11 protein-coding genes are annotated in these 14,971 nt (G+C 39.1%); 7 read left to right on the top strand and 4 right to left on the bottom strand.

Annotated elements, in window-relative coordinates; all coding sequences use genetic code 11:
- Window positions 1-8: 8 nt before the first annotated feature.
- Both ACT3RN_RS03180 and ACT3RN_RS03175 read right to left on the bottom strand, forming a co-directional pair.
- Window positions 9-575, bottom strand: coding sequence for a class I SAM-dependent methyltransferase (locus ACT3RN_RS03180; protein WP_444518465.1), 567 nt, complete (start codon window positions 573-575; stop codon window positions 9-11).
- A gap of 103 nt (window positions 576-678) precedes the next feature.
- Window positions 679-1,740 carry an HNH endonuclease gene (locus ACT3RN_RS03175; RefSeq protein ID WP_444518464.1) on the bottom strand — a complete coding sequence of 354 codons (1,062 nt, stop codon included), beginning with the start codon at window positions 1,738-1,740 and terminating at the stop codon, window positions 679-681.
- A 274-nt stretch (window positions 1,741-2,014) separates the two neighbouring features.
- On the opposite strand from ACT3RN_RS03175, the gene ACT3RN_RS03170 reads away from it, so the two are divergent.
- The 7 genes from ACT3RN_RS03170 to ACT3RN_RS03140 all read left to right on the top strand — a co-directional run bounded on the left by ACT3RN_RS03170 (window position 2,015) and on the right by ACT3RN_RS03140 (window position 13,474).
- Window positions 2,015-2,425 carry a DUF3293 domain-containing protein gene (locus tag ACT3RN_RS03170; RefSeq protein ID WP_444518463.1) on the top strand — a complete coding sequence of 137 codons (411 nt, stop codon included), beginning with the start codon at window positions 2,015-2,017 and terminating at the stop codon, window positions 2,423-2,425.
- 189 nt (window positions 2,426-2,614) lie between these two features.
- The gene (locus tag ACT3RN_RS03165; RefSeq protein WP_444518462.1) at window positions 2,615-3,823 is read left to right on the top strand and encodes a hypothetical protein; all 1,209 of its coding nucleotides are present in this window, start codon (window positions 2,615-2,617) and stop codon (window positions 3,821-3,823) included.
- Between the two features lie 166 nt (window positions 3,824-3,989).
- Window positions 3,990-7,226 carry a helicase-related protein gene (locus ACT3RN_RS03160; protein WP_444518461.1) on the top strand — a complete coding sequence of 1,079 codons (3,237 nt, stop codon included), beginning with the start codon at window positions 3,990-3,992 and terminating at the stop codon, window positions 7,224-7,226.
- Complete coding sequence (gene drmB / locus ACT3RN_RS03155) at window positions 7,223-9,067, top strand: DrmB family protein (RefSeq protein ID WP_444518460.1); 1,845 nt, start codon at window positions 7,223-7,225, stop codon at window positions 9,065-9,067. Before ACT3RN_RS03160 ends, drmB begins: the two co-directional genes overlap by 4 nt.
- A gap of 18 nt (window positions 9,068-9,085) precedes the next feature.
- Complete coding sequence (locus ACT3RN_RS03150; protein ID WP_444518459.1) at window positions 9,086-10,285, top strand: ATP-binding domain-containing protein; 1,200 nt, start codon at window positions 9,086-9,088, stop codon at window positions 10,283-10,285.
- Complete coding sequence (locus ACT3RN_RS03145) at window positions 10,270-11,892, top strand: hypothetical protein (RefSeq protein WP_444518458.1); 1,623 nt, start codon at window positions 10,270-10,272, stop codon at window positions 11,890-11,892. The genes ACT3RN_RS03150 and ACT3RN_RS03145 overlap by 16 nt, the downstream gene beginning before the upstream one ends.
- Window position 11,893: 1 nt before the next feature.
- Window positions 11,894-13,474 carry an NERD domain-containing protein gene (locus ACT3RN_RS03140; protein WP_444518457.1) on the top strand — a complete coding sequence of 527 codons (1,581 nt, stop codon included), beginning with the start codon at window positions 11,894-11,896 and terminating at the stop codon, window positions 13,472-13,474.
- Window positions 13,475-13,521: 47 nt separating this feature from the next.
- On the opposite strand, the gene ssb is transcribed toward ACT3RN_RS03140, so the two are convergent.
- Complete coding sequence (gene ssb / locus ACT3RN_RS03135) at window positions 13,522-14,046, bottom strand: single-stranded DNA-binding protein (RefSeq protein WP_444518456.1); 525 nt, start codon at window positions 14,044-14,046, stop codon at window positions 13,522-13,524.
- A 354-nt stretch (window positions 14,047-14,400) separates the two neighbouring features.
- On the bottom strand, window positions 14,401-14,971 hold a 571-nt coding region (locus tag ACT3RN_RS03130; RefSeq protein WP_444518455.1), incomplete at its 5' end, for a thermonuclease family protein.

Raw genomic sequence — 14,971 nt, 5'->3', positions numbered from 1 at the left:
GTTACTCATCATTCTAAAGAACTTTTAATATGCTTATTCTGTCGTTTTATCATCACATTAAACCATGCATTTTTACAGTCGACTCTTTTATCGGCCGACAACCAGATATCGCATTCAATCACTTGCGGTATTTTAGCTACAATGGTTTTCCAACGTAATTCATCCATATCACAAAAGAAGCGCTCCTCATCTACTCGCTCCCGTTCTCCATGTTTAAATGACAAGTACATCATCCCATCATCAGTAAAGGTATCTAACAACGAGTTAATAATGAAAGGTAGTTCGAGAAAAGGGACGTGTAGCAATGAGGCGCAAGCCCAAATGCCAGTGAACTTATTTTTCCAAGGCTGCTTTTCAATACCGCTAAAGTCTAAGTGGTGCCAATCAATTTTACTCGACATATGATGTCGCTTAGCCCACTGAATTAACTCGGCGCTGGCATCTATTGTTGTTACGTCATAACCCTGTTCAGCAAAGTAATTTGCATCTCTACCTGAGCCACAGCCCACGTCTAAAATACATTGCGTGTCTTTTAGAGGGAGCTGATTAATAAATAGCTCGTATAAATCATGCATATCTATGCTTACCGTTTGACAAGCAAACTCAACGGCATTTTCATCATAATAGTTAAGGGTGCTTTTGAACGATTGTTTGGTAATAAGGTGACATATCTATTTATCAGACTCTAAGCTGTGGCAGTGCATCAGGATTAATTGGCCGCAATTTTATACTTGGTTTTGGTGACCAGACCAAATCCTCATGTTCCACCGCTATTTGATAAGCCCACTGGCTAATCGTCTCTGAGCGTTGCTGGTTGGTTATAAAACCTATGGTTTTTGCTTCTTGCTCAATAGTATTTCCGTATTGTTGATTGCGTTTTAACCACTTCTCATAAAATAACTCTTCAGCAAGATAATCACGTTTGCTGTTGTTGCACCTATGATCAGTGAGTACAAAGTTGTGAGTGGTATCAATGGGGTATTTCGACCAAGGAATGAAATGAACGACCTCGATATTATTTTTTAAAGCTTTATGGCAATAGAAGCACTGCCCTTGTTGGGTGTCAATCAATATGGACTCTAATACTTTTAAGTTTTGTCTTGATTGATGAAATAGAAATTGTTGCAGGTCAATATCATCGCTAAAGTAAGGTTGATTGTGACGGTTTTTACGCACAAACTCAGTCCAGTATTGTTGGCAGAGTTTATGGATTATCTGACTGAAACGGTTAAAGCAATATACGATTCCAGGCATCAATACTATCGCGTTTGCTTTAGGATTATAAACATATAAAAATTCACGACTGACCTTATCTTGTGCACTTTGCAAATACTTTGCCGGGTTGTTTTTAATGGTCTGAGCAACCTCTTCAATCGTTGACTCCCACTTTTTAATATCACGCGTCCGAGCTACACTTATGCTGGTAGTTTTAGTCTCTTGTTGCAACTTCAGTATGCTAGTAATAACCTTAGCTTGACCCCCTGCATTACTCTGTTTCAATACAGATTCATCATCTTGATGTGAAAATGGTAGTGTTTGTGTCCAATAAAGCTGAACAAACTGCTCAGCTAGCTCTTCATAGGAAATACTGTACTCACTATTATCACTAATAGCTGATTCTATAGAAAGATTAGTCATCGCCATTAATAAAGCGAATTTATAAGTAGACGTGTAAGAGCTAGACTCAAGTAACCATTGAATGCGTCTTAGAAAGTTGAGCTGAAAGTCAGCAGAGGGCACAATAATAATCCTTTCAAAATACAGTAGTTATTTATGTGGGGCAACAAGAGCATGCTGATTTAAATATAAACAATTTTTGAAGCTTTGAAAGCCCTGTAGAAATAGAGAACGTAGCATAGGTTTCTTATTGACTCTTATCGCCAGCATACTTTTTAGAATACCACCAATTTTTTCATCTCAAATATAAAACTTCTTCTATAGCCTCTTCTTCAATTCCTAAGTATACTTTATATACTGAACAAACGATTAGAAAACATAACTTAGCGAGCTATTTATGTTAGACCCTTCCCTTTTAGAAGCTTATCAACAAACCAATTACTACTTTGGCGACACCTTACTTAATGTTGATAAGCGTTCCTCGAAAGTTGCCTTTCTTTTACAGCCATTTGCTCCAGCTGGCGGATTTTTTATCACGGCCTGGAACCCGCTAGGTAAAGAGCTTGCGCTTGAAGAGAACCAAAAATCTAATCAAACCTTAAAAGAAGAACTACTTAAACAAGATTTAAATGTGACTGACGGCTACGGTGAAAGTAAAGACGGTAAGTGGCGAGAAGATAGTTTCTTCGCCTATCCAATAGATAAAGAAACCAGTATAAAACTGTGTTGTGACTTCCATCAAAATGCGGTGGTATATGTTAATTATGATGGACTACCTGAGTTACTGCTAAATCCTGATATTTCTTGACTGAACTATTTAGTTAGAGTTAATCCTGGCACTTCAAAAAAACGCTTTGAATAGTTAAATACTAAAGCTAAATCCGCTTATAGTTATTCAGGCTTAGATACCCAAAGTAGTCTGCTGCTAAACTCAGACAGACCTCTTTTGTTTTATAAACTTGATTACAATCTACTTAGTTGCTTAAGGATTTACTACATGGGACTTGCAAAGTTTTTAGAAGACAACCTAGAGCGATTATATGAAAGCCTAGAAGAATCTAAGCGTCAGGTGAATGCTATTGACGAGGAGAGCTCTAGCAAAGACTTAGGTTTTATTAAAAACAAAATCTCTAAAGAGCTAGAGCTGGTTCAAGTAGAATATGAAAAAGTACTTAAAATTGTTACCGATCCTGACTTTGATGAAGTTATCGAAGTATATGAAGAAAATTTAAAGTTAGAAAAGCGGCTGAAAAACAAGCAAAAAGTCATAGATTTGTTACGTGAAGCAGTTGCAAAATATAGGTCTGAGTTTGAGTCAATACATGGCACAACAACCAATGTACTAGAGACTCTTCAAGATAGAGATAAAAAGATTGAGAACTTAAATAAAATAATTGAAAAACTAGAATATAGAATAGAAGAAACTAAATCTGAGATGATCACGGCTAAAAATCGTCGCAGTCACTATGAAAGTGTCTTTCACAATCAACTTATTATTAACCAGTACCTAACTACTGAATTGGCAGATAAAGATGAACGAATCTTATCATTAACTTCAATGTTAGAACCTAACCTTGAACCAGTCAATATACTTGAGAATAAAGATGATAAGATTTATCAACTCAAAAATGAACTAATGATGTTGGACGAGTGGTGTGAGATGTTGGAGTTAGACCTTGGTATGGAAGGCAAGCGTCCTGTTGAGATAGCAACAGACCAACGAATAGGAAAGAACAAGAAAAGAAAACCAGTCGCTCTACCTATCTACCATAACTTAGCTTATGAAAAAACTGAATTAGAGAATGAGTTGATCGAAAAGAGCAAATTGTTTGCAGAAGTAAATGATGAAATAAGCAGATTGAAAGAAGTTATTAAAAGGGGTCAGACGCATATCAGTAACCTAGAAAAAAGTAATGAACATCTTACGTCTGAACTAAAGCTAATTAATGAAGAAATTATTAGCACAAATAGTGAGGTTGAAACAGTCGTTAAGGAACGATTTGTCCGTATTCCAAGAGATAAAGTAGCATCGAACACTTATGAAAGAAAATCCACAACTAATGTTATAAGTAAACAGCCATTAAAAGCTAAGTCTAAGCCAAGAATAATAAGAACTCAACGTACAGATAATATTCAGAACCTTAATGTCAAAAAAGACTCTACAACTCAATATCTTGATTATTTAGAAAAGATAAAACGGAAATAGTGCTAAAGTACTCGATTACAGATTTAGCGACCCATTCGGATAATGCTGAGTATCTAAAATGGCTTCTTAAACAGGATACGGTTGACCCTCATCTAGCTGAGGCGTGTCAAATAATTTATCTATGACAATACCACTAACTATATAATGACTATTAAGATGTAGAACTATGGATATGCAAGAGTATAAAAATGCTCGATCACAATTAACCGAATGGTTAAAACGTCAACTGGTGGGACCCGCAACAACCACTACTAACGGAGACTTAATAGGCATATCTCCTTTGGATCGCTACCCTGTAGGGGTGCTCTACCCTATTGATAAAAGCGGCGATGGTTTAGACCCTGCTTGTGAAGATACGGACGACATTACTGTCAATAAGGCTGCTGAAGAGGGAGAGGATGAAATCTTCGTTAAACGTAGATATGTCCCGCCATCATCCATAGGATTCTCTTTTTTTGTCGCAAACAGCGACTGGCAGCTCCAAATAATTGCCCAGGCAAGTCGTTATAAACTTTCTAATGACTTATCGATAGACGATCAGGGTAAGATTAGAAAAAATGGTAAATTTGCCGCTACAAAGGAGCATCACTTTACTAGAGAGGTGCTAGGCGGAGATGAGTATGCCCTAACAGTTCACCGCGAAGGTGAATATCCTATCTTTCCCATGAAGGTTAATCAGGATACAGAGTATTTAGGCTCTATCAGTGTGTTAGAGTTTGCCCATGAGGACGGTAAAATAGTTACCGTGTCTATGGTTAACAAACAAACCATCCATAGCATCCAAGCTCAAGACCCAACTACTAGTAACGATTATTGGCAAAAAGTATTCAAATCTTTATTTGAAATTCAGTTGGACTGTTATATTGATAAAGGACGTATTGGGGAATATCCAGATGTCAGCTATCAGGACTTAAGCCAAGAATATCAAGAATTACACTTGCAGTATCAGCATAAAAAGGTCTATGCGATTGGCCACGGTGCTGCTGTAGATTGGACGGTACAGGAAGGTATAGTTCAGCGCATTTATTCTGATTTCCTACCCACTTATGAAGTCCCTAATATTACCGCTGCTATAGATATTGAGTCTGAATTCAATATCTTATCATTAGAGAACTTGTCTTTAATAAAAGACCATCGCGAGAGTATCTGTAAGATACTGACTGACTTTGTAGATGGTTACGTGGCTTGGATCAACAAGCAAACTACCAATGTTCACAGTTTCGAAGAGCCTAAAAAGCGAGTTGGGTTAGACATTATTGAGCGGATGCATATTGCTGAACAGCGTATGCGTCAGGGTATAGTACTGCTAAGAAATGATGATTATGTTTGTGAATCCTTTGGTTTAGCCAATAAAGCTATGATGCAGCAAATGCAACAATCTGGTTTTGAAATACCAGAATGGCGACCTTTTCAGCTGGCATTTTTTTTACTAAGTTTAGCCTCGTGTGTCGATGAGAATGATCGTCATAGAGAAGAGGTGGACCTAATTTGGTTTCCTACAGGGGGCGGTAAGACTGAAGCTTATCTAGCGGTTGCCGCTTTTGTTATCTTTTGGCGACGCCTAAAGTTTTCTGCCTCATCGGGAGGAACGGTTAGTTTTATGCGCTATACGCTGAGATTGTTAACTACCCAACAATTTATGCGGGCCTGTAGGCTTATTTGCGCTATGGAGCTTATGCGCCGTAGTGATTCGCGTCTTGGCTCAGAAGAGATTAGTATAGGATTGTGGGTGGGCTCTAGCAGTAGTCCTAATAACTTGAATCAAGCGCAAGATATCGTCGATAAAATTAAAAGTGGTAAGCAGGACGAAATCAGTAAATTTGTTATAACGGCCTGCCCTTGGTGTCAGGCACCATTTACGGCTATCGATGATAATGTAAAAATTACCTCACATTCTTTTAGTTTTTATTGCACCAATCCTCGCTGTGACTATGGCAAACACTCGATTAGTCTTCCATGCCACGTTGTCGATGAAGTGCTCTACGAACGCCCTCCTACCCTATTAGTAGGTACTCTAGATAAATTTGCCATGTTGGCATGGAATGAAAATACTCAAGCTTTTTTTGGCAAGCATGGCAACCGTCCTCCTGAATTAATTATTCAAGATGAGCTGCATCTTATCTCTAGTGCTTTAGGCTCAATTGCGGGTATCTATGAGGCTGCTATTTCCACAGTCATTGAACAAAAAAATATTTATCCAAAATATATAGCTTCAACTGCCACTATTAAAGAGGCTAGATCACAGGTCAATAAACTGTTTGCGCGCCAGCCTGCTATCTTTCCTCCGGCAGGGATTAGTTCAGACGACTCTTACTTTGCCAAAGTGGTCTCCCTTGAGCAAGAACCAGGACGTTTATATCTAGGATATCTTGCTCCCATGCTTAGCCGTCAAAAAAACTTAGCTCCTTTAGCCGCCGCTCTGCTTATGGCGCCTATTGTTCTTTTTTCAGAATCTAGCGATGCCGAAGCATTGTTGGATGCTTGGTGGACGATGCTGGTCTATCACGGCAGTTTAAAAGGAGTGGGTAACAGTCACAATAGCTTTAATATCTTGGTAAAGGATTTCTGCCAACGTTTGATGAATGAGTATCTACAAAACCAAGGCATTGACCCAAAACAAGCTGAGCAAGACCCTACCTATCGCTTGATGCAAAGTCGTCTACAACTCACTATCGCACAGTTGACGAGCAACTCTACCGCTCAACAAAATGAAACTACCTTCTCTCGTCTCGCACTTAAGCGGGATAATTCTGAGGCTATAGATATCGCTTTAGCCACCAATATGGTATCAGTAGGGTTAGATGTGAGTCGTATGGCCCTCATGGTTATTAATGGCCAGCCTATAACCACAGCTGAATATATCCAGGCTAGCAGTCGAGTAGGTCGTAGCAAGGTACCAGGTCTCGTCATTGCCAACTATTATAGGGATCAAAGTCGCAGCCTTTCTCACTATGAAAATTTTAAAGCTTATCATCAATCTTTTTATCGTCATGTCGAACCGACCAGTGTGACACCTTATACCTTTCAGGCCAGAAAAAGGGCGTTGCATGCAGGCTTGGTCATTGCCTTACGCCACTCGATTCAATCTTTAGCAAATAATAATGGTGCTGGAGCCTTTAATAAAGAAGACACTCACACTCAATCCGTTATCCAAGCCTATACCAGACGCTGTGTTCAAGCCGACCCAGAAAGACAAGCAGATATTGAAGCTAATATGGAACAACTGGTCAACGAATGGCATTACTTTGTAGAGACGCCTTCTATTAACCAAAAGTGTTATCAGGCTAAAGATAAAACTAAAGACAGCCTACTTTACCATCATGGTAAACCTAGAAATGGTGAGTGGGCGACCTTAAACTCTATGCGTAATGTAGAAAATACAGGATTGGTAAAATTAATATGAACAATGATAACTATCAATATTTGCCAGTTAGGCTATCTCACCTATTAACGCATTGCTCAGTCGGTTCGGTAGTTCGTGGGCCTGACTATCTAATGATTATTCAGGATATAAGACAATGGACAAATAGAGACGGCAGTTTGGGCACTCGCGAAATTATGTTTGTTGAGCAAGTTAAGGCAGCCTTGGGCATTGAGGAGTCACTTAGAGAACCTCCTATTGCGCAATTAGACAAACATGATAAGCCCGATGGTGCCTGTATCCCAGCTTCACGCTTTCCCGCTTGGATGTCCTGTAACTCCTGCGGATTAATGCACTATAAACCGTGGATGGATCAGCAGACGAATACGCCTATCTGTCAAGGATACAATAAGTACAATCAGCCCTGCAAAAAGCTATTAACCCAAGTATCTTTAGTGTTAGTCCATAGTGAAGGCCATGTTGCAGATTTAGATTGGCATTATTTAGCCCATAAAGACAGTAAAAATCCTGATCAAACACAATGTGGTAGAGCGCCTTTAAAACTAAAGTTGTTAAACAAAAGAACTATTGTATGCACCGTATGTAAGGCTAGTAATAATGTCAACTCTGGCTTGAGGCTTCCCTATCATGCTTGGATACAACCTTGGCTAAAGGAAAATCCATCAGAGTCAGATAGTAAGGAGCTTGCTGAAGTTATGGAGATTAACGATACCCGTATCCATAGATCAGTGACGACAAGTGCTTTAGTCATCCCACCAGAATCCCGTATCGAGCGTGATAGTGTAGTGGCAAAACTTTACTGCAGCCCAAGCCTGCGCGAAAAAATCACCTCTGCAAAGACCCCATTGCAAAAAAAATCCAGCAAGAAAAGATTGGCTACTGAGTTGCATTGTACTGTGGCAGAAATTGATGAGGCTATTTTTCAAATTGAGGACGGCTTCCCCTACATAGACAAACAAATAACCACTCTCAAATTACTTGAGTCAGAGTACCAAGCTATTTTAGACCCTATCCCCGATCTAAATGAAGACGAAGATTTCGTAACCAATCATCTTAGTGAGCAATGGCACTCGTTTTTGCAAAACAGAAATAGCGAAAGTATCAGTAGTAAATTAAATCAACTTATTACTAGCGTAGTAGAGATTAGAAAGCTTAAAGAAATCATGGTATTCAAAGGGTTCACTCGCGGAGGAGAGATGGGTGATGAAGAAGTTACCATTGTACCACCGGCGATAAATGAAGAAACTGACTGGCTACCTGCGCTTGAACTTTACGGTGAAGGTATATTTGTTGGTTTTAATGAAGATATAGTCGCAGAATGGGAAAAAATACCCGCTGTTCAAGCGCGTACTCAAGACTTTATTGCTCGATACGCTAAGACAAATATCCAGTTTGACCCTGATATTGCCATCTCTCCTAGATTCATGTTTTTACATGCCCTATCTCATCTATTAATTAAAGAGTTAGAAATTCAAGCGGGTTACCCTTCAGCTTCCTTAAAAGAGAGAATATATGCCTCGCAAAGTGAAGAGCTTACTATGGCAGGTATTTTAATTTATGTGGCTATTCCTGATGTAGATGGTACTTTGGGAGGCCTAGCAGAACTTGCGCAACCACAGCGCTTAGAAAAGATCATAAGTAAAGCTTTTGAGAAGGCTCGATGGTGCTCCTTAGACCCTGTGTGTGCAAGCCATGAAGGTCAAGGGGTAGGACTGTTAAATAAAGCCGCCTGCCATGCTTGTGAGTTATTACCTGAGACCAGTTGTTTTTGCGGCAATATTCTGTTGGATCGTATATTTATCAAAGGCAATAACGCTATTAACTTACCATCGATACTTACCCTTATCAAACCTAAATCATAATAATAAGGACCTATGAGCATGGCCCCTAGACGTTTTAAACTACCTGACATTGATGACTTGACCAAAGAGCAAGATGCTATTATTGACTTACCTTTGGAAGGACAGCATCTTGTGGCTGGTGGGCCTGGTACCGGCAAGTCTGTAGTTGCTTTAATGAGAGCACGGCGCTTAGCTAGAGAAAATCAGCCTTATAAATGCTTGGCTTATAACCATACTCTATTAAAATCTAATGAGCAGTTATTTGGTGAGGGTTTGCATAATGTGCAGTGGCAGAGTTGGCTGTATAAGCTCTACAGAGAGTTATTCTCTCAATCTGTTCCTAAGATAGAGCAGAAAAATGGCTTTTCCGAGATAGACTGGCAACAAGTCATTTCACAAACCGCTAGCTTTATGGATGATGAAAACAATCAAAGCGAAAATACCAACTATCTCTCTACTCTTATTATTGATGAGGGTCAAGATATGCCACCGCAGTTCTATGAAGCTTTAGTCAATTTATTTTTTGAAGATTTCTTTGTCGTGGCTGATCAAAACCAACAAATCAAGGAGGATTGCAGCAGTATCAAAGAATTGCAGACCATCATGGGGTTGGAGCCCGATGAGGTGCATATTCTTACAGAGAATTGGCGCAATACCTATCAAATAGCGAAGTTTAGTAGATGTTTTTATGTCGATAAAGCCACCCCTTCTCCTAAACTACCAGATCCAGAAGCTAGGTATGGCAATATTCCCTGCTTATACACCTATCGGTCAGACCACTTTCCACAACTGACAGAAAGTATTTTAATACAAGCTATGGACTATAGCGATAAGCTCATTGGTATCATTTGTCCAAATAATAAAGTTATGGATAAGTATCTTGAGCAATTACAAAGTCAACAACGACAGGAAGCAAGGTTTAATGAGGTTGTAATCAGTTATTACCGCCATGGTAAAGAAATGGAAATAAACTTCACTCAGGGGGGAGTCGCTTTAATCAACGCACAGTCGTGTAAAGGACTAGAGTTTGATACTGTCTTTTTAGCGGATATAGATGAACATAGAAACTTCAGCTCGGATCATGAGTTTATTAAAAAACGCTTCTATGTTATGACATCTAGAGCACGTGAAAAGTTATTCTTATTAAGAGAACAAGGTACCAATAATCCTTTGATGAATACCTTACTTCCAGACGACCCTACTATTTTGGCTACGCATACCTCATGGCACAGCAATTAGAATTATTTACCAAAACAGATAAGGATAAGCACAACATGTCCAATAAACAAACAAACTCTCTACCAAGCCAGTGGTATTTTGTGACGAACCATCAGAATTTATTGATGTACTTAGCGATGAATATTATCCATACAGCATTTGTAGGTGATAGAAAATACTATAAAGACAGCTTGGGAGACTACCCAGGTTGGATTCCTATTTTTGGTACTAGTGTCCCGCAATGGGCGCGAGACAACAGTATAGAAGAAAATAAAATACTGGAGCCAGTGCTATTAGAAATAAATCTAACCGATTATGTTGGTAATATCTGGATTTATTCTACGGTGGAAGCTCAATGGCGCTCCACCAGTATAGAACAGTTGCAAAACGAAGAGTATAGAGCAAATTTTGATACCACATTGGTATTAATACCGTCTATTCTGGCTACTGGTCTGATTAAATCTATCAAGCTACCCAATGATGAAACCAAAAAGAAAATAGTGGACAAGACTAAAGATACTAATGGAGTTGACCTCACACTTTATAAAATATCAACGAGTAAGCAGCTCTTTAAACCGAGTAAAAATAAATTAGAGAAGTCACCAGAGTCGGTTACGACTATAAATTACGACCCTTTACCTATCGACTACCCTTCAACCAACTCTTTTGCCGCTATATATGCACTTTTAAGCGTACTTGGTAACGTCAACGAACCCGCCTTACAAACTTTATTAACGCTCTTAAAGCATCCTATAACTGAAGAGTCTAATGATAATTCTGAAAACGAACCCAATGCTCCTTTAAACGATATTTTAGCAAACTTTTGCAGCTGGACTCTAAATCCAACTACCTTAATTCAGGATCCTGCTAGCGCAATTTTTATTGAAGTTTTAGAGATTATTATTCGGTCTAGTAACTCAGCAAGTTCAAAAAGTACGATTATTACCATGTTAGAGAACAAAGCTAGTGATGAAAATAGCAAACAGTTCGTTAAGGACTTATCTAGCATGGGCGGATTAGGCAATAAATCCTTTGATGACTTAATGGTTACTTATTCTGCCAGACCTTTGAATAGACTGCTCATTTCATTCTTCCATTCTGACGATTTAGATAGATTTTTTGAAATAGAAACTGCCAAACTGAACGAAATCGAGGTGGTGCTTACTGCAATTATGGTAGCCGCTAACTGTGGTTGGCTTAAGCTTCCTGACTGGATAAAGGGCTATGCAAATATGAATATAGCTATGTCTTTACTCATGGCACACTTTATACAGCCTATTATTTCTGACAATAATGAGATTACATTAGACTCTATTGAGGTTAAAGCTAAGCAACCTATTGAGTTTCCGTTGCCTATTCGGCATCATTTAAAATTGGCTTGGTATAAAAAACAGGAAGAGGCAGCAAAATTACTTATTCAAGAAAATGAGTGGGATTGTATTGACTACGAGGTTAGCTTTCCTAATGGTAGTTATAATTTCGAAACAACCGCAAAGTATTTAAAGGTGAAGTCTAAGGAAAAAATTACTATAAAAGAAATCATTGAGAAAGAGAAGTTTTTAGCCTTGATGAAAAGCTTAAAATATATTAAACCTAAAACTGAAAAGTCTATGCGTAGTAAGCTTTAATATGAAAATGGTACCTAACAGGGCTTATCCCGGTGACAGCAAAGCCGAGCTTAAAGTATTTGACCGTTTGACTCAGGCCTTTACCAATCAAAACGACGCTTACTACGCCCTACACTCTTTAAATCTAACTTGGCATGAGTACAAAAGATTTGGCGAGATCGATTTCTTAGTGATTTGCCCCTCTGGGCTTTACGTTTTGGAAGTAAAAGGAGGCCAAGTCGCTTGTGATAATGGGCAATGGCACTTTACCAATCGCTTTGGGAAAACGGATAAGAGTTTTGAGAGTCCTTTTCGGCAAGCCCAATCTGCGCTGCATGGTCTACAGCGCAAATTACAAGCGAACTTACCTCACGATATTATCAATCAGTTTAGTATAGGGTACGGGGTCATCACTCCAGACTGTAATATCACTGCGCAAGGAGCAGAATGGGAGGCAGAGGTACTTTGCGGCTCATTAGCTTATAGGGACTTGCAAGGATGGTTAAACAAACTATTTAAATATTGGTTATCTAAGAATAATGGACTTACCGCTAGTGAGGCAGCTATCACCCAAGTTGTTGAGTACTTAAGACCGAGCTTTGAAGCGGTCGTCTATAAAGGCGATATCATCAGCACTATCAGCGACAATATAGAGACTTTAACAGAAGCTCAATTACAGCTGACCAATATTATTGTTGCTAACCCTCGAGTCTTATGTACGGGTGGTGCAGGTACCGGTAAGACTTTTATGGCTGTTAGACTTGCCATGCATTGGGCCCAGCAAGGCAGAAAGACGGCCCTTGTCTGCCACTCCTCTTGGCTACAAAGCTATTTGCAATACCATTACTCCCACCCCAATTTAATTATACAAACAGTTGAAGGTATTCAGGCATCTATACGGCGTAGCCAATTGGCTGTTGAAGTACTGATAGTGGATGAGGCCCAAGATATATTAAATGAGGAGGTAGTCACGACTTTAGCTGAGCTGCTTGATGGCGGGTTAGAATATGGTAGGTGGTGCCTATTTATGGATATAAACCAACAAAGTGGCCTTTGCGGATATACTGATCTAACAGTATTGGATAGGCTGCAAGGATATCAGCCAGCGACCGTACCGTTGACGACCAATTGTCGCAATACGCAACAGATTTTGCAAACGCTCAAAGAGTGGCTCAATGCAGATATGGGGGTTACAGGAGCAGGAGAAGGCTTGCCGGTAATCAGTAAAGATTTTGATAATATTGCTGATCTAATCTGCCAAATAGACAAAGACATAGATAGTCTGATTAATGCAGACGTCATTGACTATTCTCAAATAACCATCCTCCTATCGTCTACCTTAGTACATGCCTATCCCGATATTGAAAGAGACATATTAAAAAGCAGCTTGGCGCAGAATTACACTATTAGGCGCTGTGACAACTACTCTATTGGTCACTTTCCTCCTGCAGCTATTAGCCTATTGGAGAGCGCAGAATTTAAGGGTCTGGAGAATGATATTGTTTTCTCTCTTGGACATCGAAACGATCTGGTCGATAATAAGAATGAAGCTTATGTGGCTATGAGCCGTGCCCGCTCTATGTTATACGTATACTCAATATAAGCACGCTATTCACTCTGATGATTCTTAAATACTATAACCTTACTAAGTTAGAAAGGCGGTGCTATAAAGGCATTTGCCTTTGGTTTTGCTTCGTCATTAGCCATGGTAAAGGGTGGCGGTACAAAATCATTTTTGACAGGTGGCTCTACAGATGCAAACGGCGGCGCTACAAAATCATCTTTCTTTGTCTTAGTACTGACCTCTATTGTCTCTTGCTCTGGCTGCGTTGTAAAAGTATCAGTTGCATCCGATAAGACTAACATCTTATCTGCTCTAACCTCTGTCGTATACTTATCTTGACCATTAGCATCCTGATACTTACGCGTGCGCACACTCCCCTCTATACAAACACTCATACCTTTTTTTAGTAGTTGGGCGACCTCGCCTAATTTATTAAATAAAGCTACACGGTGCCATTCGGTATTTTCTTGCTTCTGCCCCGTGCTCTTATCCGTCCACTGCTCACTAGTGGCTACAGAGATATTAGTTACGCTACCACCGTTACCGAACTTGTGAACCTCAGGGTCTGCCCCCAAGGTACCAATAATTATCACAAGATTAACTCCTCGCATACACTGTCTCCTTTACACTTATTTTGAACGCTGCTAATCCTTTTATATTAGTCGATTATTGATCATAATAAAGCGTTATATATGATTTTCAATTATTTTATTGATGCAACAGTTGTGCTAATAAGATGCTCCATTAACATATATACAGTAGGCTAGTAGCTTTATATATTAGCAACTTTTGGTTTCGTATAATTTTTAGTAATAGCAGGTTAAGTAATAAAGCAAGTTAGTTGTACCATCTTTTTAGTCTCGGACACTTCAATAAAGCCAAAAATGAACCGCCCCAATTATCTATCTGTAGCACCATCTTTATTATTAATAGTAATTAATTGGTATTAATAGCACGACAGAAATCTAATCTATAACTAAATTATTATCTGTAATAATACCATTAGTATTACAAGATGCTTTCTCTAGGTCATATAACGTACTGTTAAACTCATAATTCTTATTCAAGCGTTTTCTGTAGTCCCATGGTGCTACTACATCAAGCTTAGCCCATAATCCGCGACTTTCAGTACGTGCAGTTACCTCAGCGTTAGAGTAAGCTAAGCGATCGTATTCAATTTGGTTTTTTTGATAATTTTTATAATGCCATGCAGCTCCTTGCTGCAACTGATTTAGATTGCAGTCTTTTCCATCTGCAACTACTTTTCCAACTACACGTTTGTAAAAGTCTCTTTCCTTCCATTCGATACTAACATTAGTGTTATTAACACATTCTTGTAATTTTTCAGTGCTATAGGCACCATGACTTTGCTTGGATTCTGGCGCATCGATGCCAAATAAACGTATACGCTCTGACTGCCCATTAGGTGTTATAACCTCCAAAGTATCACCATCAATGACTCGAACATTCATAACATCTAGTACAAAGTCTGAATGCTCACATTTAATAGGATTATTTTGAGTACCTGCAATAGGA

The organism is Psychrobacter sp. AOP5-GZ1-6 (assembly GCF_052376345.1).
Taxonomy (GTDB): Bacteria; Pseudomonadota; Gammaproteobacteria; order Pseudomonadales; family Moraxellaceae; genus Psychrobacter.
The sequence above is the reverse complement of the archived record's forward strand: the minus strand, read 5'-3'. Positions and strand labels throughout refer to the sequence as shown.

Excerpts from the sequence above, each read along its gene's own strand:
- ACT3RN_RS03165 (WP_444518462.1), top strand. The coding sequence starts at position 2,615 with ATGGGACTTGCAAAGTTTTTAGAAGACAACCTAGAGCGATTATATGAA.
- ACT3RN_RS03145 (WP_444518458.1), top strand. The coding sequence starts at position 10,270 with ATGGCACAGCAATTAGAATTATTTACCAAAACAGATAAGGATAAGCAC.
- ACT3RN_RS03180 (WP_444518465.1), bottom strand. The coding sequence starts at position 575 with ATGCATGATTTATACGAGCTATTTATTAATCAGCTCCCTCTAAAAGAC.
- ACT3RN_RS03170 (WP_444518463.1), top strand. The coding sequence starts at position 2,015 with ATGTTAGACCCTTCCCTTTTAGAAGCTTATCAACAAACCAATTACTAC.
- ACT3RN_RS03160 (WP_444518461.1), top strand. The coding sequence starts at position 3,990 with ATGGATATGCAAGAGTATAAAAATGCTCGATCACAATTAACCGAATGG.
- ACT3RN_RS03140 (WP_444518457.1), top strand. The coding sequence starts at position 11,894 with ATGAAAATGGTACCTAACAGGGCTTATCCCGGTGACAGCAAAGCCGAG.
- ACT3RN_RS03150 (WP_444518459.1), top strand. The coding sequence starts at position 9,086 with ATGGCCCCTAGACGTTTTAAACTACCTGACATTGATGACTTGACCAAA.
- drmB (WP_444518460.1), top strand. The coding sequence starts at position 7,223 with ATGAACAATGATAACTATCAATATTTGCCAGTTAGGCTATCTCACCTA.
- ssb (WP_444518456.1), bottom strand. The coding sequence starts at position 14,046 with ATGCGAGGAGTTAATCTTGTGATAATTATTGGTACCTTGGGGGCAGAC.